Here is a 25,772-nt window from a genome sequence, read left to right as displayed (position 1 = left end):
GATCGCTTCGCTCACTTCCGGCCGAGGCCGCGGATCTCGATGGGCGCGCCGGCGGGGGCCGCGAGGGCCGAGATCACGTATTCGGGGTAGGCCGAGATGCCGTGCTCGTGGACATCCATGCCGTCCAGCTCGCCCTCCTTGGAGAGCCGCAGGAGGCCCGCGGCGTTGATGGCATGCATGACCGCGAGGGCGACGGCCACGGTGGCTCCCGTGACGATGAGGCTTCCGATGGCCTGGGCCTCCAGGACCTTGAAGCCCCCGCCGTAGAACAGCCCGGTCAGCCTGCTGGACAGGTCGGGCGAAACCGGGTCGCTGCCGATGGCGGAGAATTCGCCGCTGGCGAAGAGGCCTAGGGAGAGCGTGCCCCAGATGCCGTTCATCATGTGCACCGGCACGGCGCCGATGGGATCGTCGATGCGCAGGTATTCGAGCAGGTCCACGCCGAGGATGACGATGACGCCGGCCAGCGCGCCGATCACGACCGAGCCGAAGGGACTCACCCAGTAGCAGGGGCAGGTGATGGCCACCAGGCCCGCCAGGAACCCGTTGGTGATCGAGCCCGCGTCCCACTTGTCCGTGCGGCGGTAGACGAAGAAAACGGCCGTCAGACCCGCGGCGCAGGCGGCGAGGGTCGTGTTGGCGGCCACCCGGCCCACCCCTTCGAAGTCCATGGCGGAGAGGGTGCTGCCGGGGTTGAAGCCGTACCAGCCGAACCAGAGCAGCAGGCCGCCGCACACGGCGATGGTCAGATCGTGGGGCGTCATGGGGCCGCCGCCGTCCCGCTTGAACTTGCGCCCGAGCCGCGGGCCCAGGACGATGGCGCCGGCCAGGGCCACGGCGCCGCCGATGGTGTGCACCACCGTGGACCCCGCGAAGTCATGGAAGTTCATGCCCAGCGAAGCGAGGAAGTGCCCGTCGCTGCCCATGGTGGCGAGGAACCCGTCCGGCCCCCAGGCCCAGTGGCCGATGATGGGGTAGATGAAGCCGGAAACCGCGAAGCTGTACAGGATGTCGCCGATGAAGTCGGTGCGCCCGATCATGGCGCCGGAGGTGATGGTCGAGCAGGTGTCCGCGAAGGCGAACTGGAAGAGCCAGTGGGCCAGGAAGGCCACGCCGGTGGCCCCGTAGGTGGCCGGGGCGCCCTTGAGGAAGAACCAGTGGTAGCCGATGAAGCCGTTGCCGGTGCTGAACATGAACGCGTAGCCGAAGGCCCAGAAGAGGATGCCGCACAGGCAGGTGTCGAACACGCACTCCACCAGCACGTTCACGGTCTCCCGGGAGCGGCAGAAGCCCGCTTCCAGCATGACGAAGCCCACCTGCATCGCGAAGACCAGGAAGGCTGCGAGCAGCACCCAGAGGGTGTTGAGGGGATTGATGATGTCCTTGGCGGCCACGGCCGGGGGCGCGGGCGCCGCAGGGGGGGCCGGAGCCGCCGCGGCCTGCACCGGGGGAGCAGCCGCAACGGCGGGAGGCGTGCCGGCCGGCGCCTGCGCCCGGGCGGCGTTGCCGTTGAGCAGCACCGGGATGAGGATCATCATGCCGAGCACCAGGGCGAGTCCCAGCAGCTTGCCCGAAGCCAGCGTCACGCCGTAGCGGCGCCACTCCGGATCCCGCAGCCGCAGGATCAGCCGAGCCATTTTCCCTTGGGTCGAGAGCTTTTCGCCCCCGCGTGCAATGCGCGTCATCGCAGGCTCCTTGGAATTGGGGTAGAGAAGGGCTCCGGCTCGCCATTGCGAGCCAGGGCGGGTGGGGTTGTGGGCGAAAAGCAAGCACCCCCGATCGGCTGTCGCGAATCGGGGGTGATGGTGACCGGTGGGAATGAACTAGCCTCTTCCCTCCCGGGTCCCTTCGCGATTCGCGGGGGGCCGGGGATTCTGCTGCTGCTGTCGGGAGGAGGAACGCATGACGGTCACCTGATGCAGAGAACCTTGTCACGGCATCATGGATCATTCAAGGATTATTTCTTTAAAATTTACTATAATTCTTGACAATTTTATATTTGTTTGCCTTTTATTTAATTTAATTCAAACGTTTTTAGTGATTACGTTCTCGGATCTCCGGCCATCGGCTCCGGGTCGGAGGGTGCCCGCGAACCGGATCCGGCGGCGAAGTTCCATCCCGAGGCAACCGATCCTGGAAGAATGAGCCATCCAGGCCAGGGGCACCCCATGTCGCATTCCGTCATGATTCCCATGTTCCTCCTAGCGTGCGGGTGCTTGTCGGCGCAGTCCGGGCAGGCCATCCCCCCCGGGCCATCGCCATCAAGGCGGCCGAGGAGGCCCCGGGGGAGCGGAAGGCGGCGCTGGTGATCGGCAATGCGGCCTACCGGGTCACGCCCCTGAAGAACGCCGTCCACGACGCCCAGGATATGGCCTCGGCCCTTCGGGACTGCGGTTTCAAGGTCCGGCTCGTCCTGGACGCGGACCGGGAGGGCATGTTCAAGGCGGTGCGCGAGTTCGGGCACCTGGAAGGCGGAGAAGGTGAGTTTCAAGCTGAACCAGGTGGAGACGATCAGGTAGCCGGGTCACCGGGACGTGCGTCCCGCAGGAGATTCATCCTCAATTGGGGCTGCCCTCATTCCAAGGCGCCTTGCGGGTTTGCCACCCCCGGCGAACGAACCGGCCTCTTGGCAAGATGGGGCAGACCGTCCCGAAGCTGGATGACGCCGCACTCATCGCAGATCCCATGAGAATAGATCTCATGGTTCTCTTTACGGCGTTCAAACACCCACCCCTTGCCCGTCCAGATTCGATTGCACCAGGCGCATCGATAGGACAGCAGAGCACCACGATTCGTATCCATGGCGTCCACCCGTCAGTGTGCGTAGGGGAAGATAAGCAAGAACCATGAGTTTGCAATGGGCAATCACGGGGTCCAGGTTCAGATCCCAGGCTGGCCACCGAACCCGATCCCAGGAGGGACATCGTGACCCTTGCGCTCAAAGACGCCACCGCCTGGGCCGGCTCCGGCCCGCAGCGCGTCTGTGGCATGGACAGAAATCAGCCCTTCCTTCCGAAGGGCTGATTTGGTGCCAGGTCTGGCGGAGAGAATAGGATTCGAACCTACGGTGCGATCACTCGCACACCTGATTTCGAGTCAGGCGCATTCGACCACTCTGCCATCTCTCCAGGACGGCCAGTCTACCAGAACCTCCCCCGCGTTGTCGCGGGGGACCGATTCACCCATGATGAATGGTCAGGCCCCCCTTCCGGGGCCCCATCCGGAGGTGCCCATGCGCTTGCACTGGATCGTCGCGGGGATCCTCGCCGCCGCGCCCCTGGGGGCGCAGGGGCTGACCCGGGAGGCGGCCTCGCGGTTCGCGGGGCATGTGCTCAAGTCCGTGGAACGGGAGTATCCCAACAAGCTGGACCACACCCTGGCCGGGCCGAAGGACGTGTTGGGGCCCCGGGACCTGCACCCCGCCTTCTACGGGTGCTTCGACTGGCATTCCTGCGTGCACGGGCACTGGATGCTGGTGCGGCTCCTGCGGGAGTTCCCGGACCTGCCGGAGGCGGGGGGGATCCGGCTGGCCCTGGACCAGGATCTGGCGCCGGAGCGCATCAAGGCGGAGGTGGCCTACTTCGTGGACCCGGCCCACAAGGGCTTCGAGCGCACCTACGGCTGGGCCTGGCTCCTGAAGCTGGCGGCGGAGCTGCGGGCCTGGGATTCGCCCGAGGCGCGTGGCTGGGCGGACCAGCTCCAGCCCCTCGCCGACGCGGTGGCGGCCCAGTTCGAGGCGTTCCTGCCCAAGCTCACCTACCCGAACCGCGTGGGGGTGCACCCCAACACGGCCTTCAGCCTGGACCTGGCCCTGGACTACGCCCGGGCCGCCAAGGACGCCCGCCTCGAGGCCCTCCTTGCGGAAAGGGCCCGCACCTACTTCGGCAAGGACCGCAACGGCCCCATGGCCTGGGAGCCCGGCGGCGAGGACTTCCTGTCGCCCTGCCTGGAGGAGGCGGCGCTGATGGTGAAGGTGCTCCCGGCCCGGGAGTTCAGGCCCTGGGTCGAAGGCTTCCTGCCCGGGCTTCTCAAGCACGGCGTCCTGGCGCCGGCGGTGGTGTCGGACCGCAGCGATCCCAGGATCGTCCACCTGGACGGCCTGAACCTCAGCCGCGCCCGGTGCCTCCACGCCCTGGCCGCGGGCCTGGGGCCGAAGGACCCCCGGGCCAAGGCCCTGGAGAAGGCCGCGATGGAGCATGCGGCGGCGGCCCTGCCCCACGTGGTGTCCGGGAACTACGAAGGGGACCACTGGCTGGCCACCTTCGCGGTGCACCTGCTGGGGGAGATGAAGCCGCAGCGCTAAGTGAACCGTATTGCTCTAAGGCCCGTGACTGGCCGCGACCAACGTCCACGGTCCCGCGGCCAGGATCGCCTGCAGGGAGGCCGCGTGCCGGGCGTCCAGGTTCGCCAGGGCCTCGTCCAGCAGCAGCAGCGGGCGTCCCGAAGCCAGGGCGCCCGTGAGGGCGATCAGCTGGCGCTGGCCGCCGGACAGGTTCCTCCCGCCGGGCGGGAGCAGGGTCCGGTAGCCCATGGGCAGCGTGTCCACCAGGGCCTGGAGTCCCGTCATGCCGGCGGTTTCCAGGAGTCTTTCCATGGGCGCCCCGTTGGAGAAGATCCGCAGGTTGTCCTGGATCGAGCCCCCGAAGATCCGCACGAACTGGGGCAGGTACAGCAGGTCGCGGCGGACCGTCCTGGGGTCCCGCCCGGCCACCAGGACCCTGCCCTTTTCGGGCACATGGAGGCCCGCCAGCAGGCGGAGCACCGTGGTCTTCCCGAACCCGGAAGGCCCCCCCAGCGTCACCTTCTGGCCGGGCTCCACCCGCAGGGCGTACCCCTGGAGCACCCACGGGTCCGAGGGGCCGTAGCGGAACCAGACGTCTTCCAGCACCACCGGAATCGGCGCGGGGGAGGGCTTTCCATCCCGAGGCGGCGCTTCGGGTTCCTGGGAGAGGATTTCCTGGGCCCTGGCCAGCTGCGGCTTCAGGACCATCAAGGTCAAGGCGGTGTGCGCCACCGCCATGAAGGAAGCGGTGAACCCGGTGCCGAGCTGGAGGAAGGCGAACAGCTTGCCCGCGGTCAGGGCGCCGTCCAGCAGGCACCGCCCTCCGTGGAGGAACAGCCCGATGGCCAGGCCTTGGCTGACCAGGCCCATGACCAGGTCGGACGCGAGGTTGATCCGGCCCCGGGCCAGCTCCAGGCTCAGCACGGCCCGACAGCGGCCCCGCCAGCGGCCCAGGGCCTGGCCCTCCGCTCCGGCCGCCTTGAGGGTGCCGATGCCGGCCACCAGCTCGATCAGGAGGCTGTGCTCCCGGGCGGCCGCTTCCACCTGCCTGGCCTGCAAACGCGCGCTGATCCGGCCCACCGCGAACGTCATCAGGGCCAGGAGCGCGGTCGCCAGGAGGACCACCAGCGCGGGGCCCGGCAGCATGGCGAACATCACCGCCAGGTGAAGGAGGCTCAGGGCCCCGCCGAGGAATGCCCCCACCGTCTTGGCGGGCAGCAGGTCCCGGGCCGCCGCGAAGCCTCCGAAGGCCTGCATGAGTTCGCCCAGGGTCCGGGACTGGAGAAAGGGGAACGGGCACCGCAGGACATGCTCCAGGAAGCCCCGTTCCGCTGCGACGCTGACCCGGGTGGACAAATGGAGAAGCACCCGCTCCTGGATCCAGCCGATCCAGACCTGGTGGACCGTGGCCAGGAGCATCCCGGCCACGACCAGGCCCAGGAGCGAGCTCGCCCCATCCGGCAGGGCCCGGTCCATGACGAGCGCCGTGATGGCCGGGGTGATCAGGGCCATGCCCTCCAGCATCAGGACCGCCGCGCCGATCTGCGCCAGGCAGGCCGGGTTGCCCAGGAACAGCGGTTTCAGCCGGGCCCAGGGGGTCGCGCCCGGGGGAAGTCCGGGCGAGAGATCGAGGACCTGGCCTGAGACCCGCTCCGACAGGGCCTCCGGGCGCAGGGAGAGGATGCCCCCCGGCGTTTCCACCTGGAACCGCCCCTTCCGGAAACGGAGCAGGAGCAGCCAGGTGCCATCCTGGAGTTCGGCCAGGGTGGGGCTGGCCAGGTAGCGGAGCTCCCGGCCCTGGATCCGGGCCGCCCGGCCCTGGATGCCGTGCGCTTCCAGGGCCCCGGCCATCTGTTCGGGTTCGGGCCCGGTCCAGGGGCCATCCTGGAAGGCCTGGAAGCCGCCTTCGTGGCCAAGCCTGCCCAGGAGGCGCCAGAGCGCCTCGATCGCCGGGAAGCCGGACAACGGCGGGGATTCAGGCATGGTCCGACGCCGCGAGCAGCTCCCGGAACAGCCCGGGACGTCCCTGGAGGTCCCGGAACGTGCCTTCCTGGACGACCCGCCCGTCCTGGAGCACCAGGATCCGGTCGGCGTCCCGCACCGTGGCCATGCGGTGGGCGATGATGATCCGGGTGCAGCCGAGCCGCGCGAGGTTGGCATGGACCCGGGCCTCGGTGGCCAGGTCCAGGGAGCTGGTGGCCTCGTCCAGGACCAGGATGGCGGGGTCGCGGGCCAGGGCCCTGGCGAGGCTCAGGCGCTGGCGCTGGCCTCCCGAGAGCAGGCTGCCGTTCTCGCCCACGCGGCTGTCGAACCCCCGGGGCAGGTTGCCGATGACGTCGTCCACGCAGGCCATCCGCGCCGACCACTGGAGCCGGTCCCGGGACAGCCCGTCGTCGTGGAGGGTGAGGTTGGCGCGGACCGTGTCGTCGAACAGGAAGGTTTCCTGCATCACCATCCCCACCTGCCTGCGCACCGCGGTCAGGTCCAGGTGCCGGAGGTCGCGGCCGTCGAAGCGGACGGTGCCCTGGTCCGGGAGGTGGAGCCCGAGGCAAAGCCGCGCCAGGGTCGATTTGCCGGCCCCGGTCGGCCCGACCAGGGCCACCTTCTCCCCGGGCGCGATGCGGACGCTGACGCCGTCCAGGGCCGGCCTGCCCCCCGGCGCGTAGCGGCAGGTCACCTCCCGGAGCTCGACGGCGCCCTTGAGCCGGCCTGGATCCCCGGTCCCGGCGGGTTCAGCGGGCGTTTCAAGCACGTCGTCCAGGCGCCTCAGGTGGGTGCCCAGGGACTGGAGCCGGAGGACGGCGCCCAGGAGGGAGCCCATGGGCCCCAGGAACAGGCCCTGGAGCGTCAGGAAGGCCACGAAGGTGCCGAGGGTCATGCGCTGGGCCAGGACCTCCTGGCCCCCCACCGCGAACACCAGCAGGCCGGCGACGCCCTGGAACAGGCCCAGGAACAGGCCCGAAATCCGGGCCAGGCGCTGGGCTTCCAGCCCCTGGTTGACGCGTTCGGTCATTCGGTGGGCCCAGCGGTTCACCATGCGCCCTTCCGCCCCGCCGGCCTTGGTGGCCTCCAGGCCGGACAGGGCCTCGAGCATGGCCGCGCCCTCGCGCCCCTCCGCCGCCAGCCCGGAAGCCAGCAGCTGGCGATTGCGGTCCCAGAGCACCCCCATCACGGCGGCGTCCAGCAGGCTGATGGCGATGACCAGCCCCGCCAGCCTGGGGTGGTAGGCGATCATCAACGCCGCGAACCCCACCAGCAGGACCCCGTCCAGCAGGGCATTGACGGCCCGGGTGCTCAACAGGTCCTGCAGATCGGCATTGCTCCTGGCCCGCTGGACCAGATCGCCCGGATCGCGCTGCAGGAAGAAGCCCAGCGGCAGCTTCAGCAGGTGGCCGAGAAACCGGCTCATGAGCGCCAGGTTCAATTCCGTCTGGAGGTTCAGGACCACCCAGCTGCGCACCAGCCCCAGGACGACCGTGGTGACCGCCGCCGAGCCCAGGCCGAGGCCCAGGCCCCACAGCCAGGGTTCCTGCCTGGGCCCGACGACGCGGTCCAGCAGCAGCTGATTGGCCACGGGAAAGGCCAGGCCGACGACCTGCAGCGCCAGGGTGGCGAGAAGGATCTGGACCAGACCGGGCAGGTTGCGGCGGAAGACGTCCCGGTACTTGGCCAGGCTGGGCCTGACCCGGGGCCTCGGGACCAGGGCCTGCGTGGGCGCGAACGCCAGCGCGGCGCCGGTGAAGCTGCGCCCCAGCTCGCGCAGGTCCGCCCGCCGCCGCCCGGAAGCCGGATCCACCAGGGTGGCGCCGGTCCTGTCCACCCGTTCCACCACCACGAAGTGGTCGAAGTCCCAGTGGAGGATGGCGGGCAGCGCCAGGTCGGGCAGCTGCTCCAGTTCCAGGGCCACGCCCTGCGCCTGCAGCCCATAGGTCCGGGCCGCCTTGACGATCGCCAGCGCGCTGGCCCCGTCCCGGGAAATGCCGCAGGCCTGGCGGACCTCGGCCAGCGGCGCGTGGTGGCCATGGTAGGCCAGGATCATGGCCAGGGCGGCGGCTCCGCATTCGGTGGACTCCATCTGGGCGATCTGGTCCACCCGCCTCCGGCGCCACCCGTTCCACGCCATCAGCGCAGCCACTTGCGAAGCGGATCCAGCACCAGGGTGATCAGGCGCTGGCGCCTCAAGGTGAACCGGACGTTCAACAGCATGCCGGAGCGCAGGGGGATCCCGGCCTTCTGCACGGCCCGGGTGTCGGTGAGGCCCAGCTCCACCCGGAAGGCCGGGACATGGGGAAACGGGTTGTCGCCCAGGGCCTCGCGGATCTCGAAGGCCGAGGCCAGATCATCGCTGATGCGCTCGACCCGGGCCGCGACGGTCCCGTATTCGGCGTAGGGCAGCTGATCCAGTTCCAGCCGGACGGCATCGCCCGGGCGCACGAAGGCGCGGTCCTTCTCTTCCAGAAAGGCGACCACCTCCAGGGAGGCGTTCCGGGGAATGAGCTTGCACAACGCCTGGCCCGCCCTGACCGCTTCGCCGGGTTTGACCAGCATCGCCTCCACCCTTCCGCCTTCGGGCGCCTGGATGAGGGTCTGGCCGGCCAGGAAGGCCAGCGCCTCGGCCCGGACCTCCGCGCCCTGGATGGTCTGGCGGCGCTGCCAGAGGCTGTCCTGGCGACCGTTCTCCAGCGCGGCCCATTCCTGCGACGCCATCTCCAGGGCCTGGCCGGACTGGCTGAGCTGGCGCTGGGACTGGGCCAGGGCCTCCCGGGCCTCGTCCACCTTGGCGGGGCTCAGGACGCCTTCCCGTTCCAGGTTCAGGCTGCGCTGGAGGTTCAGTTCCATGATGGCGAGGGACTGGCGCTGGCTCCGGCTCTGCTCCTTCAGCATGGCCATGCGCCCCTCGAGCCTCCGGAGCTGTTCGGCGTGGCTCCGGTCCTGCAGCGCCGTCGTGACCTTGTAATGGCTCCTCACCGATTCCACCTGGCGCCTCGCCTCCAGCAGCCGGGCCTGGACCGGGGGCGCCTCGATCCGCACCAGCACGGCGCCCGGCTCCACCTGCTGGCCGGAACGCGCTTCCACCTGGCCAACGGTGCCATCCAGCTGGGCGATGACAACCCGGATGCCGGAGCGGGGCCGGAGGATCCCCCGGGCCCGGCCGTTCACCTCCGCCCGGCCGAAGAGGGAAGCCAGAAGCGCGGTCCCGACGCCCGAGAGGAACACCATCAACAGGGCCCAGGTCCACGGCGGGGAAACCCTCACCAGCCCCCGCCCCTCCTCACCCTCGAGGCGGTGGTCCAGGGCCTCCTGGCGGAACAGGCTGGGCGGATTCTCGTTCATGGGCCTCCGGCCAGCCATCCTGGACGGACAGGCCCGCGCAACCTTCGAGTGACGGGGGAATGAGGTTTGTTCCCTGATCCGGGCCGGAACCGGCCCTGGTTCACCTTCGTCGCCGGAAGAAATCCTGCAGCTGCCCCCTGCACTCCGCCTCCAGAAGCCCCCCCTCGAAGGCCGGCCGGTGGTTCAGGTTCACCCGGGCCAGCTCCTCCTGCAGGCGGCTGACGCCCACCTTGGGGTCCGCCGCCCCGAAGACCACCCGCTCCACCCGGGCCAGGGTGAGCGCGCCGAAGCACATGAGGCAGGGCTCCAGGGTCACGTAGAGCGTCGCTCCGGGCATGCGGTAGTTGCGCAGCCAGTCGCCGGCGCTGCGCAGGGCGGTGATCTCGGCGTGGGCGGAGGGGTCGTGGGACGAGATGGGGCAGTTGTGGCCGCGGGCCACGAGCTTGCCGTCCACCACCAGGACGGCGCCGATGGGCACTTCGTCCTTGCGGTCGGCCTTCTCGGCCTCCTCCATGGCCAGCTTCATGAAATAGATGTCATCGCCCGAAAACATTCACCGGCTCCTGGAAACGTCCCTCCCCATCATCGCTCCAAAGGCCTTCTCGAGTTCAACCTGCTGTTCGTGGAGCCCCAGGGCGCGCAGGGCGTCGCGCAGGGGCTGGAAGACCGCCGTCTCCTCCTGGACGCGGCGCTCCAGGAACCAGGAGCGCTCCCAGGGACGCAGGTCCTTGAGGGGGCGCGGGTCCAGCACCTCCCAGCAGGCCTGGAACCAATCCCGCATCTGGAAGAAATCACCCTGGCGGCGCAGCTCCGCGGCCACGGCGCGCTGGACGTCGTAGGGGAGGGCCGTCCTCCAGTCCCCGCCCGGGAACCAGTAGGGCAGGCTCCGGGCCAGGTCCAGGATGGAGGGGTGGCCCGGATGGAAACGCGCCCAGGAGATCCAGGTCCGCCACAGCTCCGTGTCGCTGGGCCAGCTGCGCAGGAGGGCCTCCAGGTCCGGCAGCACCGCTTCGGCCGCCCCGCCCCACAGAGCCTCGCCGGGCTTCCAGCCCTCCTTCGGCTGGAAGGGCAGCACGAGCTGGGCCCGGGCGGCGTCCTCGACCATGAGGGGCTCCAGGCGGCGGTCCGGCATGCGCGCCAGGAGGGCCTGGAACCGGGCCCTTCGGGCCGCCGTGTGGCGCGGGTCCTGGGCGATCACCCGCCCCAGCCGCTCCAGGAGGGGCGTGCCCTGCCCCGCCAGGACCGCGGCCAGGCCCCTGGGCTCGGGGCACGTCTCGCCGGTGGCGCGGAGCTCCTCCCCCTGGAAGAGGGCCCACCGCGCCGCGGAGGTCCAGCCGTACCGCGCCCGCAGCCTCCGGTGCTCCCCGGGGGAGGCGATCTCCCACCGGAGCTCCCCCGGGGACCACGGGGCGAGGTCGGGGGCGTCCCGCAGGGCGGTCCAGGCCAGGAGCCAGGAGGGGCGGCCCAGGAGCGTGACGCGCAGGGACGGCGCCACCCGGGGCATGGGGGGCCGCCGGAGGGGGCGCACCGTGGCCTGCACCAGGAGGCGGCGCCAGGCCGCGGCGTCCGCGGTGGACTCCAGGCCGCCGCGCCGGATGATGTTCATCTGGACGGCCCGGGCGCCGCCCCACTCCCCGGCGGCGTCCAGGGCGGCCCGGGCCTGGTCCCAGGCTCCGGTGGCCGCCAGGGCCGAGGCCTTGTGGGCCAGGAGGCCGGCCTGCAGCTCGCAGTGGTCCTCCCAGCCCTTCGGGGTCAGGGGCTCGGGAGGCCCCTGGGGCGCCAGGTCGGCCAGGAGCCGCAGCTCGCCGTCGAAGTCCCGGCGGCGGCGGTAGGGCTCCAGGAGGCTGTTGAGGATGTGCGGCGAGGGCCAGACCTCGCCGGGAACCGCCAGGACGCTGCCCGAGAGCGTCTCCGGCAGGTTCCGCGCCCCGTCCAGGGTCTCCATCCAGAGCTGGGCCAGCCCCGGGTCCTCCGGGTCGGCCATGGCCCGTTCCCCGGCCTCCGAAGCCAGCCCCCGGAACATCCCGCGAAGGGCCGTGGACTGGCCGAGGTCGAACAGGGCCAGGCGCGACGCGAGCCCATGGCCGCCGCGGAGCCATCCGTCCACCCTGGAGAGGTTCTCCAGGGCCTCGCCCACGCCCTGGTAGAGCTCTCCGGCCCGGGCGTCGCCGTCCGCCCCGGCCAGGGAGACCCGGTCCCCCTCGGGCGCCGCGCCGGGCTCGGGATGCCACGCCGGCACCCGCACCTTGCCCTGGCTGTCCAGGCTGGCGAGCCGGGCCCTCAGCAGGCGCATCTCGAAGGCCAGCGCCTCGTTGCGGGCCTCTCCCTGGCCGGGGTTCTCCTTCAGGAAGGCGTCCCGCGCCTCCCAGCGGGCCAGGGCGCCCGACGCGTGGACGGCGTCCAGGAGCGCGGCCCCCCCGGGGCGCTCCCGGCCCGTCCCGGCCACGTCCCCGGAGGGCGCCAGGAGGGCCCACTGGGCCCCCAGGGACGCCTGCAGGTCCTGGGCCGGGGCGGTTCCCAGCACCTCGATCCCCCAGTCGCCCCCCGCGGCCAGTTTCTGGTAGTCCAGGTCGGCCAGGAGCTCCGCCGGGGCGACGAGGTTGGGCCGGACGCAGAGGGTCCAGCGGTTGCGGGCCGCCTCCGCCTTCCGGTGGGCCTGGACGAAGTCCTCCCACGGTCCCGCCAGGGCGATCGAACATGAAAAGATGAAGACGAGGAATTTCCGGACCACGAGGAGTTAGTGCGGGAATAGCCTTCCGGGATCCAGGGAGCCGGCGGGTTCCTGGTCCAGGATCCCCCGGGCGGCGGCGGCGCCCACGGCCAGGCCCGAGGTCATGCCGTGGCCGCCCAGGCCCGCCACCCAGTAGAGGCGCGGGTTCACGGGGTCGGGCCCCAGGACGAAGCGGCGGTCGGGGGCGAAGGTGCGGATGCCGCACCAGAGGCGCGCGACGGGCGCCTCCTCGAAGGCGGGGGCCAGGTCCCGGAGGGAGCCGGCGAGACCCTCCAGCACGGAGTCGTCGTTGGGCGGCTGGAGCCCCCGGGGCGGAAGCGCCACGGGCTGCTCCTCGCAGGCGCACAGGAGCACGCCCCCGGACTCCGGGCGCAGGTAGAGGGGCCGGTCCGCCCACCACGTGTAGGGCCGGTCCGGGGCCACCGGGGCCGGGCTCCACACCAGGTGGCGGCGCAGGGGCGCGAAGTCGATGGCGAGGCCGCCCGCCATGCGCCCGATCGCCCCGGCCCAGCCCCCCGCGGCGTTCACCAGGGTGCGGGCGCGCAGCTCCCCCCGGTCCGTGGTCACGCGAAACCCGCCGTCCTCGGCGCGGATGCCCTGCACCTGGCACCCGAACCGCACCTCGGCGCCGCCGGCCCGGGCCCCGTCGGCGCAATGCCGGAGTAGCGCCGCGGTGTCGATGAGCCCGTCGGAGGGGATGTGGAGGTGCTCGTGGGCCCGCAGCCCCGGGAAGGGCGCTCCCGCGCCCCGCCGCGCCGGAAGCCCGAAGGCCTCCGCCTCCCGGGCCAGGGCCTCGGCGCCCCCCGGGTCGGCGCCCAGCAGGAAGCCGCCGGTGGGGGTCAGCAGCCCCGCCGCCGCCAGCCGGTCCCGGCCCTGGATGGCCAGGGCGGTGTGCTCGGCCCGCCCCGTGAGCTGGCGCGCGATGCCCGCGTTGTGCCCGCTGGCGTAGAACCCGGGAAGGTCCTCCCGCTCCACCACCACGACCCCCTTCCGCCCCGCCCGGGCCAGGTGGCAGGCCGTGGAAAGGCCGGCGACGCCGCCGCCGATGATGAGGATCTCCGCATTGTCCAGGACCATGGCCACTCCAGGGTCCAGTGTGCCATCTTGACGGGGACCGGTCCCCACCCTATGCTTGCCTTACCCCACCCCAGGGGGGGTGGGTATAAGGGAGAAGTCATGATCCAGTTGAAGATCGAAGGGATGACCTGTGGCCATTGCGTCATGGGCGTGAAGCAGGCGCTCGCCGCCGTGCCGGGCGTGCAGGGGACGGTCGAAGTCGATCTGGCGTCCGGCCAGGCCAAGGTGGACGGTTCCGCGGACGCCGCGGCCCTCATCGCCGCGGTGGAGGAGGAAGGTTTCTCCGCCACCCTGGCCCAGTGAGCCGGCCATGGCGGATCCCTGCTGCGGCCACGGGCTGCGACTGGACACGCCGGTGCGGGAGGACGCCCGCAGGCGCCTCCTGTCGGTGAAGGGGCACGTGGAGGGCATCCTCCGCATGCTGGAGGACGAGACGGTCTACTGCGTGGACATCCTCAAGCAGGTCAAGGCGGTGGACGGGGCCCTCGCCAAGGTGGGCAACCTGGTCCTCCAGAGCCACCTCAAGCATCACGTGGTCACGGCCCACGAGCGCGGCGACGAGGACCGCATCGTGGACGAGCTCATGGAACTTCTCAAATACCGCTAGGAGCCGACGTGGAAAGGCTGTTCAAGGTCGAGGGCATGACCTGCGCGAGCTGCGTGCGCAGGGTGGAGAAGGCGCTGTCCGCCGTGGGGGACGTCGCCCAGGTGCAGGTGAACCTCGCCACGGAGGAAGTGCGCATGGTGTTCCCCGGCGCCCCGGCCGGGGACCCGGAGATCGCCAAGGCCCTGGAGGCGAGGGGCTACCGCATGGCCGCGGAGGAGGCCGTCGAGGCCGACCCCTCCCGCGAGGCCCTTGCGCGGGTCGCGGTGGCCTGGGCCGGCACCCTGCCCCTCATGGCCGGCATGTTCCACCTCTTCCACCTGCCCTGGCCCGTCCAGGCGCTCCTGGCGGGCGTTTCCGCCTTCGGCGCGGGCAGCGGCTTCTTCCGCCGCGCCTTCCGCCAGGCCCTGCGGCTCGAGACGAGCATGGACACCCTCATCGCCCTGGGTGCCTCGGTGACCTGGGTCTTCGCGGTGTGGGAGAGCCTGCAGGGCGCGCCCCACCCGCCCTTCGAGAGCGCCGCGGCCCTTTCCGCCTTCCTCCTCACGGGCAAGTTCCTGGAGGTCAAGGCCCGCCACCGCGCCACCGGCAGCCTGGAGGCGCTGGTGAAGCTGGCGCCGGCCGTGGCCTTCCGCCTGCGGGAGGACGGCTCGGAGGAGGAGGTCCCCAGCCGCCTCGTGCAGCCCGGGGACCGCCTGCGGGTGCGCCCGGGCTCGGCAAGCCCCGTGGACGGCACCGTCCTCGAAGGCGTGGCCGAAGTGGAGGAGGCGCTCCTCACCGGCGAGCCCCTGCCCGTCACCAAGGGCCCCGGGGACGCCGTCATCGCCGGCGCCATGGTCCACGGCGGCGCCCTGGAGATCGAGGCCTCCTCCACGGGCCGCGATACGTGGCTGGCGCGCCTGGCCCGCCAGGTGGCCCAGGCCCAGGGCTCCCGCGCCCCGGCCCAGGAACTGGCGGACCGGGTGTCCGCGGTCTTCGTGCCGGCGGTGCTCATCCTCTCCGCCCTGACCCTGGCCGGGTGGTGGTGGCACACCGGCGCCCTGGCCCTGGCCTGGCGCCCCGCCGTGACCCTCCTGGTCATCGCCTGCCCCTGCGCCCTGGGCCTGGCCACGCCCGTGGCCTCGGCCGCGGCGCTGGGCACCGCGGCCCGCAACGGCCTCCTGGTGCGCGACGCCTCGGCCATGGAGGCCCTGGCCCGCGCCACCGACCTCGCCTTCGACAAGACCGGCACCCTCACCCAGGGCAGGCCCGTCCTCCAGCGCGCGGAGGGCGACCCGGACACCCTGCGCCTCGCCGCGTCCCTGGAGCGGAACTCCGAGCACCCCGTGGCCCGCGGCATCCTGGAAGCCGCCGCCGGCCTCGACCTGGCCGAGGTGCGCGGCTTCCGCTCCCACCCCGGCCAGGGGGTGGAGGGCGCCGTGGAAGGCCGCGCCCTGCGCCTGGGCAACCCCGCCTTCGTGGGCCACCCCTTCGACGCCGACCCCACCGGGGTCACCGTGGGCCTGGCCGAGGGGGACCGCCTCCTGGGCGTCCTGGTGCTGGCCGACGCCCTGCGGGACGACGCCCATGCCACCGTCGCCGAGCTGTCCCGCCAGGGCCTGACCCTCCACCTCCTCAGCGGCGACCGTCCCGAACCCGCCCAGGCCCTGGGCAACGCGCTGGGCATCCCCGACGCCCGCGGCGGCTGCCGCCCTGGCGACAAGGCCCAGGCCATCCAGGACCTCCAGGCCAAGGGCGCCGTCGTCGCCTTCGTGGGCGACGGCGTGAACGACGGCCCCGCCCTGGCCCAGGCCGACGCCGGCATCAGCCTCCCCGGCCTCGAGGCGGCCCAGGCCGCCGCGCCCCTGAACCTCCTGCGCGAAGGCCTCGTCCCCCTCCTCCAGGCCCGCCGCCTCAGCCTGCGCACCCGCACCGTCATCCGCCAGAACCTGGCCTGGGCCTTCGGCTACAACCTCGTCCTGGTCCCCCTGGCCGCCTTCAACCTGCTGGACCGCTTCGGCGGCCCCATGCTGGCCGGCGCCGCCATGGGCCTGAGTTCGCTCACAGTGGTCCTCAACGCCTTGCGCCTGCGCAGGCCCTGACTAGAATCGATTGGAAGGAGTACCGAATGCTGCCCATCCTTTTCGCCGTCGCCGCCGTGGTGGCCCCCGCCCCCGCCGCCAAGCCCGCCACCAACACCAAGTGCCCGGTCATGGGCGACAAGGTCGATCCCAAGAAGAGCCCGAAGGTCGTGGTGAGGGGACAGGAGTATTTCATCTGCTGCGGCGGGTGTAAGGGCAAGCTCGAGAAGGATCCCGACAAGTACCTCAACAAGGACGGCACGCCCAAGAACGCGAAATAGCTATACCGCCCTCACCGGGAGCAGGAGGCTGAAGAGGCTGCCCTGCTCGAGGGGCTCGTAGCGCGCCTCGCCGTGGTGGTCCTCGGCGATGCGGCGAACGATGGCCAGGCCCAGGCCGGTGCCCTTCTGCTTGGTGGAGAAGTAGGGCTGGAACAGGTTGGGGCGGTCGGCCTCGGGGACGCCGGGGCCGTCGTCGGCCACGTCCAGGCGGAGCACGGGGCCCTGGTGCGCGAGGGCCACGCGGATGCGGCCCCGGCCCTCCAGGGCGCCGATGGCGTTGTCCACCATGTTGATGAGGGCGCGCTTGACCATGTCGCCGTCCCACAGTACCTCCAGGGGGCCGGGGAGGTCCAGGTCGAAGGTGATGCCGGGGTAGGTGGGCTCGTAGAGGCGGATGGCCTGGCGCACCAGGTCGGGGGCGTCCAGCGGCGCCGGGTGGGGCGCGGGGAGCTTGGCGAACTGGCTGAAGCTGTCCACGAGGCGCGTGAGGCTGGCCACCTCGGCCAGGATGGTCTCGGCGCCCTCGGCCACGGTCTGGGGGTCCAGGCGGCCCTCGCGGCTGCGGCGCTGCAGGCGCTGGGTGGTGAGCTTGATGGGGGTGAGGGGGTTCTTCACCTCGTGGGCCATGCGCCGGGCCACCTCCTGCCACGCGGCGCGCTTTTCGGCCTGGGCCAGGGCGGAGAGGTCCTCCAGCACGGCCAGGACGCCGCCTCCGGTGAGCGGGATGACGATGGCGCGCACGGGGTGGCCGTCCCCTTCCCCGCCGATGCGGATCTCCTCCACGTGGGGCCGGCGGGAGGCCTGGACCGTGGCCAGGAGCTCCGGCAGGCGGCCCAGGCTGGGCTGGCGGGCCAGTTCGGCCCAGCCCCGCTCCAGGAGATCCCAGTTCTCCACCCCCAGCCAGCGCCGGGCCACGGAGTTGAAGGTGCGCAGCTCCAGGTCCCTCTGCCAGCTGAGGATGCCCACGGGCAGGGCCTCCATGAGCTGGCCCAGGTAGGCGCGCTGGCCCTCGATGCGCTCGGCCTGGGCCTCGATGGCGGTGCGGGACTGGCGCAGGTCGCGGGTCATGGCGTTGAAGCTCTGGCTCAGGAAGGCCAGCTCGTCCTCGCCCTGCTCGGGCAGGGACACGTCCAGGTCGCCCGTGCCGATGCGCTGGGCGGCCTTGGCCAGGGCGCGCACGGGCTCGGAGATGGTGCGGGCGATGGCCAGCCCCGTCCACACCGCCACGAAGAGCGTGAGCATGGTGAGGAAGAGCAGCGTCCGCTGGGGCAGGGTCTCCAGCACCTCCCGGCCCGCGTGCATCTGGAAGGACTCCCGGTAGCGCTTGTCCAGGCGGATCATGCCCTCCAACGCCGCGCGGGAGAGGAAGACGCCGGCCACCACCCGGTCGCCGGAGGGGCTCCGGGGGCCGGTGCCCACCTGCCATTCGCCCTCGGGCACGGGCACCGCCTGGATGCCCTCGCGCAGGTCGGAGAGCGCGGGCGGGACGAGGCCGTGGGCCAGGGCCACCGTCGCCACCCCCTGGGCGGGGACCCGGGCCAGGAGGTCGAAGCCGGTGCCCTCGCGCTCGCGCGCGGGGTCGCGCAGGGCCTCGGGCGCGATGCGGGCCGTGGCGGTGCGCAGCCGCAGGCGCACCTGCTCGCGGTAGGCCTCGTTCACGTGGTGGCCGTCCTGGATGACCTCCATGGTGTCGGGCATGAACCAGCGGTCCACGTTCTTGCGGATGAAGGTGCGGCCGATGGCGAAGAGCATGAGGCTGGGGGCGATGCCCACGGCGAGGAAGGCCAGCACCAGCCGCGTGCGGATGCGGGCCCCCAGGATGCCGCTGCGGCGCTCGAAGTACAGCTTGGCGATGCTGCGGATGACGATGAACAGGAGGGTCCCGATGGCCAGGACGTTGGCCATGCCCACGGCCAGCAGGGACCAGCGGCTGGGGGCGTCCAGGCCCATCTCCACCTGCTTGGACAGGAGGCGGTAGGCCATAAAGATGACCCAGATGAGCACCGAGAGCCCCGACGCGACGTAGAGGCGGGTCAGTTCGGGGTGGCGCTTGGGCTTCTTCACCATGCAAACAGGCTAACCTGGATGCTGGCATCAGGGGGCGAAGGAGCATGGCGGAGACGGGGCGGAATTTCCTGGACAGGTTCCCGGACGGGGCACGGAGCGTGGTGGACTGCCTGGGATCCACCTGCCCGGTGCTCACCCGCGAGTTCTGGACCTCCCGCCAGCGCCAGGCCCACGCCCTCCACGAGGTGTCCTACCGGGCCTGCTACAAGCCCCAGCTGCCCCGGCTCTTCATCGAAGGGCTCACGGAGCCGGGGGACCGGGTCTACGACCCCTTCAGCGGGCGCGGCACCACGGCCCTGGAGGCCGCGCTCCTGGGGCGGCGGGTGGCCGCCAACGACATCAATCCCCTCTCCCGGATCCTCCTGGAGCCGCGCCTGGCCCCGCCGGAGCCCGGGGACGTGGAGGCCCGGCTGGCGGAGATCCCGCTGGACTGCCAGGAGCCGCCGGACCTCGGGATGTTCTTCCACCCCGACACCGAGCGGGAGGTGCGCAGCCTCCGGGCCTGGTTCCTGGAGCGGGAGGCGAAGGGCACCTTCGACGCCCTGGACGGCTGGATCCGCATGGTGGCCACCAACCGCCTCACGGGGCACAGCCCGGGGTTCTTCTCGGTGTACACGCTCCCCCCCAACCAGGCCGTGGGCGCCGCCCAGCAGGTGGAGATCAACCGCAAGCGCGGGCAGGTGCCCACCTACCGGGACACCCGGGCCCTGGTGCTGCGCAAGACCCGGCAGCTGGTGGCCGGCCTCACCGTGGAGGAGCAACGGCGCCTGCGGGCCAGCGATCCCCGCCTCCTCACGGGCCCCGCGGCGGCGCCGGGGCTGGAGCCCGGCTCGGTGCGGCTCACCGTCACGTCGCCGCCCTTCCTGGACGTGGTGCAGTACCAGGCCGACAACTGGCTCCGGTGCTGGTTCTGCGGGCTGGACGCAGCGGAGGTGGGACGGGGCATCACCATGGCCCGCACGGTCGAGGCGTGGGCCCGGGCCATGGGCGAGGTCTTCCGGGAGCTGCACCGGGTCACCGCGCCCGGGGGCCACGTGGCCTTCGAAGTGGGGGAGGTGCGCAAGGGCACCGTGCGCCTGGAGGAGGTGGTGCTGCCCCTGGGCGTGGCCGCGGGGTTCCGGGTGGAGGGCGTGCTCATCAACCAGCAGGCCTTCACCAAGACCGCCAACATCTGGGGCGTCTCGAACAATACCCACGGCACCAACAGCAACCGCATCGCGCTGTTCCGGAAAAGCTGAGGCCCCGAACGGCCCTTGTGCTAGCTTGGTTGGTTAATTCAAGGGGGGGCCGATGCGCCGGTTGCTTGCTTGTTTTTTCGTGCTGTCCCTCACCGGGGCCCCTCCCAAGCCGGAAGCGTGCGTCCAGTGTCACGAACAGATCGACCTGGCGCGGTTCCATTCGCGCTCCCACGGAGGTGTGAGCTGTGTCCAGTGCCATATCGCCATCAAGGCCCTCCCCCATGACGAGAAGCTCCCTCCGGTCCGGTGCGAGCGCTGCCACGGCCACCAGGGCCAGGAGGTCGCCATGAGCGTCCACAGTGCGGCCAGGATGAAGGACAAGACCCACGCCCCCACCTGTTCCACCTGCCACGGCAAGGCCCATGACATCGTCCCCCGGAGCAACCCGGAATCCCGGGTGGCGCGCCGGAACATGGAAGCCACCTGCGGCACGTGCCATCCCGCGGGTTTCCTGGCCAAGCTGAGCACACGGCTGCCCCACAGGGCCTCGCGCATGGCCATCAATCCCGAGGATCTCAAATAGGGCCGCCCTTGCGCAGGGCCGGAGATCGATATCTGGGGCGTCTCGAACAATACCTGCGGCACCAACAGCTACCGCTTTGCGCTTTTCCGGCAGGCCGGGCGGCGAACCCGGCCTGCCCGTTCCGGAGCCATCCTACCGGGACATGACCTTGAGGCTGTACTTCGCGTCGGCGCCCTTCACCAGCACCAGGCAGTGGGTGGGGTTGAGCTGCAGGGTCTCCAGCTCGCCCTTGAAGCGCAGCTCGCCGGCGGGAGCGCCCTTGTCCAGGTCCAGGGCCTGCAGGACGGTCTCGCCCCTGGCCTTGTCCCAGGAGCCCACCACGGCCTGGCCCTCGAGGACGCCGGGGTCCATGAAGCGGCCCCAGGGGCCCTTGAAGAAGCCCATGCCGAAGTCGCCCGCGGCCTTGAAGCTGCCGGCGACCTTGCCCGTGGCGGCGTCCACCACGAAGACCTGGTTGTCCTTGTTGATGTGCACGGCCCTGCCCGCCAGGAGCACGGGGTTGGCCGAGCTCTTCTCCTTGAGCTCCCAGGCCTTCTCGCCCGTGGCAAGCTTGACGCAGGACAGCCGGCTCCCGCCCATCATGCCCCACTCCAGGGCCACCAGCAGCCCGTTCTCCTCCCGCACGACGCTGGGGCCGCCGATGTCGAACTTCCAGCGCACGGCGCCGTTCCCCGCGTCAAGGGCGTAGAGGGTGCCGCCGAAGCTGGAGCCCTTGCTGCCGTAGTGGCCGGACGACACCAGCACCGAGCCGTCCACGACCTTGAAGCTCCACTGGTTGTCGTTGCGGGTGGAGGCCTTCCAGAGCTGTTCGCCGGTGGCCAGGTCCACCTTGTAGCAGGCCGCCTTGCCCCCGAAGTAGACCTTGTCCCCGGCCACCACCGGCAGGTTTTCCACCCCGTCCTCGGCCGCGACCGTCCACAGCGTCTTGCCCGTGGCCAGGTCCAGGGCGTACAGGGATCCGGTGGTGCCCTTGAACAGGGAGCCGCCGAAGGTGCCCACCAGGACGCGGTCCCCGGCGAGGACGGGGCCCTTGAAGGCGCTCTGGAGGATCGACAGGTTGCCCTTGTGGAATTCGGCGCCGCCTTCCTTGCCCAGCTGCGCCTCCCAGCGCTGCGCGCCGGTGGCCGGGTCCAGGCACAGGATCCGGAAGTCCTGGGTGACCAGGAACAGGGCCCCGGGGACTTCGCGCAGGAAGGCGCCCTTTTGGGTCACGGACCAGGCCTTCCGGGCGGTGTCCAGGTCCATGCGGATGATGTCGTCGCCGTCCCGAAGGTACAGGGCCGAGGCGCCGAGGAGGAAGGACGGGTTCCAGTCCAGGCCCTCCAGGGACCAGCGGGAGGCCAGGGGCGCCGCCGCGGAACGGGGCGCGTCCGGGAGGCGCACGCTTCCCATGACCAGCTTCCAGGAGGTTTCCGCGCCGGGCGCTGGGGCGGGGGGACGGGTGTCCGCACCCGGAGCGAGGAGAAGGGAGGCCGCGAGAAGCGCAGGCAGGGGGAGAGCCATGGGGAATCCTTCGTAATGTGGGGGTTTGGGTGATCTTATCAAACCAGGATCAGTTAAGTCCAAACATATGTGTTCCATCCTGGGCGGTGTGCCCGGTGGGGAGGCTTGCGGGGGTGCCCGTAACGGCCTATCGTTGAATCCATGGGATCCCCAGCAATTCCTCCCCTCCAGCCGGACGCCCGCCGGGTCTTCGATTCCCTGCGTTGGATCTTCCGGGAACTGCGCATGGCCCACGACCCGAAGGGCAGGACGAGCGGGCTGAGCCCGGCCCAGGTCTTCGTGCTGCACGTTCTCAAGGACCAGGGATCCCTGGGCATCGGCGCCCTGGCCCAGGCCACGGCCACCGATCCCAGTTCGGTGTCGGTGGTGGTGCGCAAGCTGCACCAGAAGGGGCTGGTGGGCAAGGCCCCGGGCACCGGGGACCGCCGGCGCAGGGAGGTGGAGCTCACGGCTGCCGGCGCCAAGGCCGCCCTGGCCACCCCGAGCCCGGTGCAGCAGGGCCTCCTGGAGCGCATGGGGCGGCTGGAGGCCGTGGACCTGCGGGCCCTGGCGGACCTCCTGGAGAAGGTGGCGCCGCCGGCGGAGGACGGCCATCCGGCGCCCATGTTCTTCCAGGACGGGGCCTCCGGAGGGCGCCGGTGACCGACGGGATTCCCGTCGCGCCCGGCATGGAGGACGCGCGGGTTCCCCGGGTCACGGCCGTCATCGACGCGCGGGTGGCCCTGATGAGCGCGGCCGCGGCGGTCCTGGGGCTGGCCGCGGGCATCCTCGCCGAGGGGCTGGTGCGGCTCATCGGACTGGTGACGAACCTGGCCTTCTACCACCGGGTCTCCATGGACTTCGTCTCGCCGGCGGGGAACCGCCTGGGCTGGGCCCTCCTGCCGGTGCCCGTGGCCGGGGGGCTCCTCGTGGGACTCCTGGCGCGCTACGGCTCCAAGGCCATCCGGGGCCACGGCATCCCCGAGGCCATGGAGCAGGTCCTGGTGAACGGCAGCCGCATCCCGGCGCGCCTGACCTTCTTGAAGCCGCTGTCGGCGGCCATCGCCATCGGGACGGGGGGCCCCTTCGGGGCGGAGGGGCCCATCATCGCCACGGGCGGGGCGCTGGGGTCCCTGGTGGGCCAGCGCCTCCCCATGACGGCCCTGGAGCGCAAGACCCTGCTGGCCGCGGGGGCGGCGGCGGGCATGGCGGCGACCTTCGGGGCCCCGGTGGCGGCGGTGCTGCTGGCGGTGGAGCTGCTGCTGTTCGAGCTTCGGCCCCGGTCGGTGATCCCGGTGGCGCTGGCGGCGGTGGCGGCCACGGGGGTGCGCTTCGCCCTCCACGGCATCCGGCCCATCTTCCCCATGGCCCCCCTGGCCCCGCCCAGCGGGCTGCAGCTCTGCGTCTACATCGCCGTGGGCGCCCTGGCTGGGCTGGCCTCGGTGGGGGCGACCCGGGCGCTGCACTGGATCGAGGACGGCTTCGAGAGGCTGCCGGTGCACTGGATGTGGTGGCCGGCCCTGGGGGGCCTGGCGGTGGGGATCGTCGGCGTGCTGGCGCCCCGGACGCTGGGGGTGGGCTACGACAACATCGAGGCGATCCTGGGGGGGACGCTGGCCACGAAGGCGCTCCTGCTGCTGTGCCTGGCGAAGTTCGTCTCCTGGGCCGTGGCCCTGGGCAGCGGGACCTCGGGCGGCACCCTGGCGCCCCTGTTCACCATCGGCGGGGCCCTGGGGGCCCTGCTGGGGGTCCTGGCGGCGGCGGTCCTGCCCGGGGCCGGCGTGGACCCCCGCATGTGCGCGCTGGTGGGCATGGCGGCCATCTTCGCGGGAGCGGCGCGGTGCCTGCTCACGTCGGCCGTGTTCGCCTTCGAGATCACGCAGCAGCCCATGGGCCTGATGCCGCTCCTGGGCGGGTGCGCGGCGGCCTACCTGATCTCGGCCCTGGTGATGCGCCACGGCATCATGACGGGGAAGCTGGCGCGGCGGGGCGTCAGGGTCCCCGCCGACTACCACGCGGACCACCTGGACCAGCTGCTGGTGAGGGACCACGCCACCCGGGAGGTGGCGGCCTTCGGCGCCGACGAGACGGTGGGCGCGGCCCGGCGGTGGCTCGGGCAGGGCGGCCCCGGCGCCTCCCACCAGGGCTTCCCGCTCCTGGACGCCGAGGGCCGTCCCGTGGGCCTGGTCATGGGGCGCGACCTCCTGGACCCGGCCCTGGACCCCGGCCTGGCCCTGGGCGGACTGATCACGCGTCCCGTGGCCGTGGCGCTGGAGGGGAGCTCCCTCCGGGAGGCCGCGGACCACATGGTGCGGGAGGGGGTGGGGCGCCTGCCGGTGGTGGGCTCCGACGGCCGCCTCGCGGGCATCCTCACCCGCAGCGACCTCCTGGACGCCCACGCCCTGAGGCTCGGCGACGGATGACCTTCCGCCGGGGGCCGGGCATACTCGTCCCATGCGAAAAGCCGTCGCCTCCGACATCCCCGAGATCGTGCGGATCACCAACCTCGCCTACGCCGTGGAGGCCTTCTGCATCCGGGGCGAGCGCACAAGCCCGGAGGAGGTGGCGGACCTCCTGGAGGCGGGAATGTTCCTGGTGGAGCCTGGCGGTTCCGGCTTGAAGGGATCCGTCTTCCTGCGGAGGGAGGGATCCCGCTGGTATCTGGGCCTGCTGTCCGTGGCCCCGGACTGCCAGGGGCGTGGCCTGGGGCGCAGGCTGGTGGACGCCGCCGAAGAGGCCTGCCGGGCCGAGGAGGGGAAGTTCATGGATCTCACGGTGGTGAGCGAGCGGAAGGAGCTTTTCGCGTTCTACGAAGGACTGGGGTTCCATGCCAACGATGTGCTGCCGTTCCGGGAGCCGGGCAAGCTCATTCTGCCTTGCCATCTGGTCAGGTACACCAAAGCGCTGGTCCCGGCCGCGGAGCTGTGACCGGACCCTCCGGAAAATCCCGCCGGGGTGGATGTCACCCCGGACCCGGCAGCTCCCTCATGTACAGCGCCGCGTCTTCACCGTCCCGGTAGTAGGCCTTCCGCGACCCCCGCGCCACCCAGCCCTCCCGCTCGTAGAGGGCTCGGGCCGCGGCATTGGACACGCGGACTTCCAGGTGCAGGGTGATGATCCCCATCCTCGCCAACTCGGCCTCGCAGTGGCGCAGGAGGGCCCCGCCCTCGCCTCCGCGGCGCCGGGCGGGGTCCACCGCGATGCGCAGGAGTTCGGCCTCCTGGGCGGCCTCCACGACCCGCCACCGCGCGAAGGCCAGCCGCGGGGCGGACCACAGGTGCTCGGTGTCGTCCAGGGGGCCCCAGGGCTCCCCGAAGGCGAGCCGGTCCAGGTCCTCGATCCAGTCGGGCGCCTGGGAACCGGGGCCCAGGTGGGTGATCACCGGGCGTGGCCCCGGCGCAGGGCCTCGGAGAGGTGGGCGGAGGCCTGGGGGAAGTTCACCTCCGCGTCGGTCTCGCGCAGGTAGAAGGGCACCAGGGGCGACTCCGCGGGGGTCCGGGGAAGGTCGCGGCACAGGGCGGAGAGGCCCGCAAGGGTGGCGGCCTCCTCGTCCTGGAGGGCCAGGGGGGGGTGGGGAAGGTGGGCCCGGACCCGTTCCAGGAAGCCGGAAGGGGTCCACCAGGGTGCGCCCTGGACGAGCCCGGCGAGGCCGGCGAGGGGCACCTTCTGGGCGGGGGTCACGGCGTCGGTGTCCCAGAGCTGGGCGAAGGCCTCCTGGCGCTGGCCGTCCAGGAGGATCCACGCGGCGCCCCGGACGCCGCCTTCCCGCAGGGCGCGGCCCCGCAGCTCGAAGGCGGAAAAGCCCCAGGTGGGCAGCCCCGTGAGGGCCAGGCCCTCGGCGGTGGCCACGCCGATGCGCAGCGACGTGAAGCCGCCCGGGCCCACGCAGGCCACGACCCCGGAGAGGTCCGCAGGGGCCGCCCCGGCCTCCCCGAGAAGCTCCTGCAGGGTGGGCAGCAGCGTGCCGCTGTGGCTGCGGCCGATGCCCACGTCCAGGCCCCGGGTCCAGGTCCGGTCCCCCCGCACGAGGGCGAGGTGGAGGCGTTCGGTGGTGGTGTCGATTCCCAGGATCAAGGCCGGACTCCCCTGGAAA

General features: G+C 71.8%; 22 protein-coding genes and 1 tRNA gene. 11 read left to right on the top strand and 12 right to left on the bottom strand.

Features of this window, described 5'->3' with window-relative positions; genetic code table 11:
- Nucleotides 1–11: 11 nt before the first annotated feature.
- A complete protein-coding gene (locus RAH40_RS19490) occupies nt 12–1,637 on the bottom strand; it encodes an ammonium transporter (RefSeq protein ID WP_306599292.1) in 1,626 nt (541 codons plus the stop codon).
- 569 nt (nt 1,638–2,206) lie between these two features.
- On the opposite strand from RAH40_RS19490, the gene RAH40_RS23085 reads away from it, so the two are divergent.
- Nucleotides 2,207–2,689, top strand: a complete 483-nt coding sequence (locus tag RAH40_RS23085; RefSeq protein ID WP_373432534.1) for a caspase family protein — start codon at nt 2,207–2,209, stop codon at nt 2,687–2,689.
- A gap of 349 nt (nt 2,690–3,038) precedes the next feature.
- On the opposite strand, the gene RAH40_RS19485 is transcribed toward RAH40_RS23085, so the two are convergent.
- Nucleotides 3,039–3,128, bottom strand: a tRNA-Ser gene (locus tag RAH40_RS19485).
- A 104-nt stretch (nt 3,129–3,232) separates the two neighbouring features.
- Between RAH40_RS19485 and RAH40_RS19480 the strand changes: the two genes are divergently transcribed.
- Nucleotides 3,233–4,303 (top strand): DUF2891 domain-containing protein, encoded by a 1,071-nt coding sequence (locus RAH40_RS19480; protein ID WP_306599291.1) that lies wholly within the window; start codon nt 3,233–3,235, stop codon nt 4,301–4,303.
- Nucleotides 4,304–4,318: 15 nt separating this feature from the next.
- On the opposite strand, the gene RAH40_RS19475 is transcribed toward RAH40_RS19480, so the two are convergent.
- The 6 genes from RAH40_RS19475 to RAH40_RS19450 all read right to left on the bottom strand — a co-directional run bounded on the left by RAH40_RS19475 (nt 4,319) and on the right by RAH40_RS19450 (nt 13,424).
- Nucleotides 4,319–6,265: a peptidase domain-containing ABC transporter gene (locus RAH40_RS19475; RefSeq protein WP_306599290.1), complete on the bottom strand. Its 1,947-nt coding sequence runs from the start codon at nt 6,263–6,265 to the stop codon at nt 4,319–4,321.
- The gene (locus RAH40_RS19470) at nt 6,258–8,417 is read right to left on the bottom strand and encodes a peptidase domain-containing ABC transporter (RefSeq protein WP_306599289.1); all 2,160 of its coding nucleotides are present in this window, start codon (nt 8,415–8,417) and stop codon (nt 6,258–6,260) included. Before RAH40_RS19470 ends, RAH40_RS19475 begins: the two co-directional genes overlap by 8 nt.
- On the bottom strand, nt 8,405–9,616 hold the full coding sequence (locus RAH40_RS19465; RefSeq protein ID WP_306599288.1) for an HlyD family secretion protein: 1,212 nt from the start codon (nt 9,614–9,616) through the stop codon (nt 8,405–8,407). The genes RAH40_RS19470 and RAH40_RS19465 overlap by 13 nt, the downstream gene beginning before the upstream one ends.
- Nucleotides 9,617–9,716: 100 nt before the next feature.
- Entirely contained in the window at nt 9,717–10,169 is a 453-nt protein-coding gene (tadA, locus tag RAH40_RS19460; protein ID WP_306599287.1) for a tRNA adenosine(34) deaminase TadA, read from the bottom strand.
- Entirely contained in the window at nt 10,170–12,347 is a 2,178-nt protein-coding gene (locus tag RAH40_RS19455) for a hypothetical protein (RefSeq protein WP_306599286.1), read from the bottom strand.
- A gap of 6 nt (nt 12,348–12,353) precedes the next feature.
- Nucleotides 12,354–13,424 carry an FAD-binding oxidoreductase gene (locus RAH40_RS19450; RefSeq protein ID WP_306599285.1) on the bottom strand — a complete coding sequence of 357 codons (1,071 nt, stop codon included), beginning with the start codon at nt 13,422–13,424 and terminating at the stop codon, nt 12,354–12,356.
- Between the two features lie 99 nt (nt 13,425–13,523).
- Here RAH40_RS19450 and RAH40_RS19445 point away from each other — a divergent pair, with 99 nt between their 5' ends.
- From RAH40_RS19445 to RAH40_RS19430, 4 genes are read left to right on the top strand one after another with little or no spacing between them, the layout of a single operon-like run.
- Nucleotides 13,524–13,727, top strand: a complete 204-nt coding sequence (locus RAH40_RS19445) for a heavy-metal-associated domain-containing protein (RefSeq protein WP_306599284.1) — start codon at nt 13,524–13,526, stop codon at nt 13,725–13,727.
- 7 nt (nt 13,728–13,734) lie between these two features.
- The gene (locus RAH40_RS19440; RefSeq protein WP_306599283.1) at nt 13,735–14,031 is read left to right on the top strand and encodes a metal-sensitive transcriptional regulator; all 297 of its coding nucleotides are present in this window, start codon (nt 13,735–13,737) and stop codon (nt 14,029–14,031) included.
- An 8-nt stretch (nt 14,032–14,039) separates the two neighbouring features.
- A complete protein-coding gene (locus RAH40_RS19435; RefSeq protein WP_306599281.1) occupies nt 14,040–16,109 on the top strand; it encodes a cation-translocating P-type ATPase in 2,070 nt (689 codons plus the stop codon).
- Between the two features lie 26 nt (nt 16,110–16,135).
- Nucleotides 16,136–16,369 carry a hypothetical protein gene (locus RAH40_RS19430; protein WP_306599279.1) on the top strand — a complete coding sequence of 78 codons (234 nt, stop codon included), beginning with the start codon at nt 16,136–16,138 and terminating at the stop codon, nt 16,367–16,369.
- Here RAH40_RS19430 and RAH40_RS19425 read toward each other — a convergent pair whose 3' ends face one another.
- Nucleotides 16,370–18,436: a PAS domain-containing sensor histidine kinase gene (locus RAH40_RS19425; RefSeq protein WP_306599278.1), complete on the bottom strand. Its 2,067-nt coding sequence runs from the start codon at nt 18,434–18,436 to the stop codon at nt 16,370–16,372.
- A gap of 44 nt (nt 18,437–18,480) precedes the next feature.
- Here RAH40_RS19425 and RAH40_RS19420 point away from each other — a divergent pair, with 44 nt between their 5' ends.
- Together RAH40_RS19420 and RAH40_RS19415 are read left to right on the top strand one after the other, a co-directional pair.
- Nucleotides 18,481–19,674, top strand: a complete 1,194-nt coding sequence (locus tag RAH40_RS19420; RefSeq protein WP_306599276.1) for a DNA methyltransferase — start codon at nt 18,481–18,483, stop codon at nt 19,672–19,674.
- Nucleotides 19,675–19,726: 52 nt separating this feature from the next.
- Nucleotides 19,727–20,197, top strand: coding sequence for a hypothetical protein (locus tag RAH40_RS19415; RefSeq protein ID WP_306599274.1), 471 nt, complete (start codon nt 19,727–19,729; stop codon nt 20,195–20,197).
- Nucleotides 20,198–20,329: 132 nt separating this feature from the next.
- On the opposite strand, the gene RAH40_RS19410 is transcribed toward RAH40_RS19415, so the two are convergent.
- Nucleotides 20,330–21,700 carry a PQQ-binding-like beta-propeller repeat protein gene (locus tag RAH40_RS19410; protein WP_306599271.1) on the bottom strand — a complete coding sequence of 457 codons (1,371 nt, stop codon included), beginning with the start codon at nt 21,698–21,700 and terminating at the stop codon, nt 20,330–20,332.
- Between the two features lie 141 nt (nt 21,701–21,841).
- Here RAH40_RS19410 and RAH40_RS19405 point away from each other — a divergent pair, with 141 nt between their 5' ends.
- The 3 genes from RAH40_RS19405 to RAH40_RS19395 are packed head-to-tail and all read left to right on the top strand — an operon-like array spanning nt 21,842 to nt 24,607.
- Nucleotides 21,842–22,342, top strand: a complete 501-nt coding sequence (locus tag RAH40_RS19405) for a MarR family winged helix-turn-helix transcriptional regulator (protein WP_306599269.1) — start codon at nt 21,842–21,844, stop codon at nt 22,340–22,342.
- Nucleotides 22,339–24,102: a chloride channel protein gene (locus RAH40_RS19400; protein ID WP_306599267.1), complete on the top strand. Its 1,764-nt coding sequence runs from the start codon at nt 22,339–22,341 to the stop codon at nt 24,100–24,102. The genes RAH40_RS19405 and RAH40_RS19400 overlap by 4 nt, the downstream gene beginning before the upstream one ends.
- 31 nt (nt 24,103–24,133) lie before the next feature.
- Nucleotides 24,134–24,607: an N-acetyltransferase gene (locus RAH40_RS19395; protein ID WP_306599266.1), complete on the top strand. Its 474-nt coding sequence runs from the start codon at nt 24,134–24,136 to the stop codon at nt 24,605–24,607.
- 34 nt (nt 24,608–24,641) lie between these two features.
- On the opposite strand, the gene RAH40_RS19390 is transcribed toward RAH40_RS19395, so the two are convergent.
- Together RAH40_RS19390 and tsaB are read right to left on the bottom strand one after the other, a co-directional pair.
- On the bottom strand, nt 24,642–25,061 hold the full coding sequence (locus RAH40_RS19390; protein ID WP_306599264.1) for a GNAT family N-acetyltransferase: 420 nt from the start codon (nt 25,059–25,061) through the stop codon (nt 24,642–24,644).
- Entirely contained in the window at nt 25,058–25,753 is a 696-nt protein-coding gene (gene tsaB / locus RAH40_RS19385) for a tRNA (adenosine(37)-N6)-threonylcarbamoyltransferase complex dimerization subunit type 1 TsaB (RefSeq protein ID WP_306599262.1), read from the bottom strand. Before tsaB ends, RAH40_RS19390 begins: the two co-directional genes overlap by 4 nt.
- Between the last annotated feature and the right edge of the window lie 19 nt (nt 25,754–25,772).

It is taken from the genome of Geothrix sp. 21YS21S-2 (assembly GCF_030846775.1).
Lineage (GTDB): Bacteria > Acidobacteriota > Holophagae > Holophagales > Holophagaceae > Mesoterricola.
Note: the sequence above shows the minus strand (reverse complement) of the source record. Positions and strands in the feature narration are given on the sequence as shown.

Coding starts and splice junctions, on each gene's coding strand:
- RAH40_RS19490 (WP_306599292.1), bottom strand. CDS start 1,637: ATGGCTCGGCTGATCCTGCGGCTGCGGGATCCGGAGTGGCGCCGCTAC.
- RAH40_RS19480 (WP_306599291.1), top strand. CDS start 3,233: ATGCGCTTGCACTGGATCGTCGCGGGGATCCTCGCCGCCGCGCCCCTG.
- RAH40_RS19475 (WP_306599290.1), bottom strand. CDS start 6,265: ATGCCTGAATCCCCGCCGTTGTCCGGCTTCCCGGCGATCGAGGCGCTC.
- RAH40_RS19465 (WP_306599288.1), bottom strand. CDS start 9,616: ATGAACGAGAATCCGCCCAGCCTGTTCCGCCAGGAGGCCCTGGACCAC.
- tadA (WP_306599287.1), bottom strand. CDS start 10,169: ATGTTTTCGGGCGATGACATCTATTTCATGAAGCTGGCCATGGAGGAG.
- RAH40_RS19450 (WP_306599285.1), bottom strand. CDS start 13,424: ATGGTCCTGGACAATGCGGAGATCCTCATCATCGGCGGCGGCGTCGCC.
- RAH40_RS19445 (WP_306599284.1), top strand. CDS start 13,524: ATGATCCAGTTGAAGATCGAAGGGATGACCTGTGGCCATTGCGTCATG.
- RAH40_RS19440 (WP_306599283.1), top strand. CDS start 13,735: ATGGCGGATCCCTGCTGCGGCCACGGGCTGCGACTGGACACGCCGGTG.
- RAH40_RS19430 (WP_306599279.1), top strand. CDS start 16,136: ATGCTGCCCATCCTTTTCGCCGTCGCCGCCGTGGTGGCCCCCGCCCCC.
- RAH40_RS19425 (WP_306599278.1), bottom strand. CDS start 18,436: ATGGTGAAGAAGCCCAAGCGCCACCCCGAACTGACCCGCCTCTACGTC.
- RAH40_RS19420 (WP_306599276.1), top strand. CDS start 18,481: ATGGCGGAGACGGGGCGGAATTTCCTGGACAGGTTCCCGGACGGGGCA.
- RAH40_RS19415 (WP_306599274.1), top strand. CDS start 19,727: ATGCGCCGGTTGCTTGCTTGTTTTTTCGTGCTGTCCCTCACCGGGGCC.
- RAH40_RS19410 (WP_306599271.1), bottom strand. CDS start 21,700: ATGGCTCTCCCCCTGCCTGCGCTTCTCGCGGCCTCCCTTCTCCTCGCT.
- RAH40_RS19405 (WP_306599269.1), top strand. CDS start 21,842: ATGGGATCCCCAGCAATTCCTCCCCTCCAGCCGGACGCCCGCCGGGTC.
- RAH40_RS19395 (WP_306599266.1), top strand. CDS start 24,134: ATGCGAAAAGCCGTCGCCTCCGACATCCCCGAGATCGTGCGGATCACC.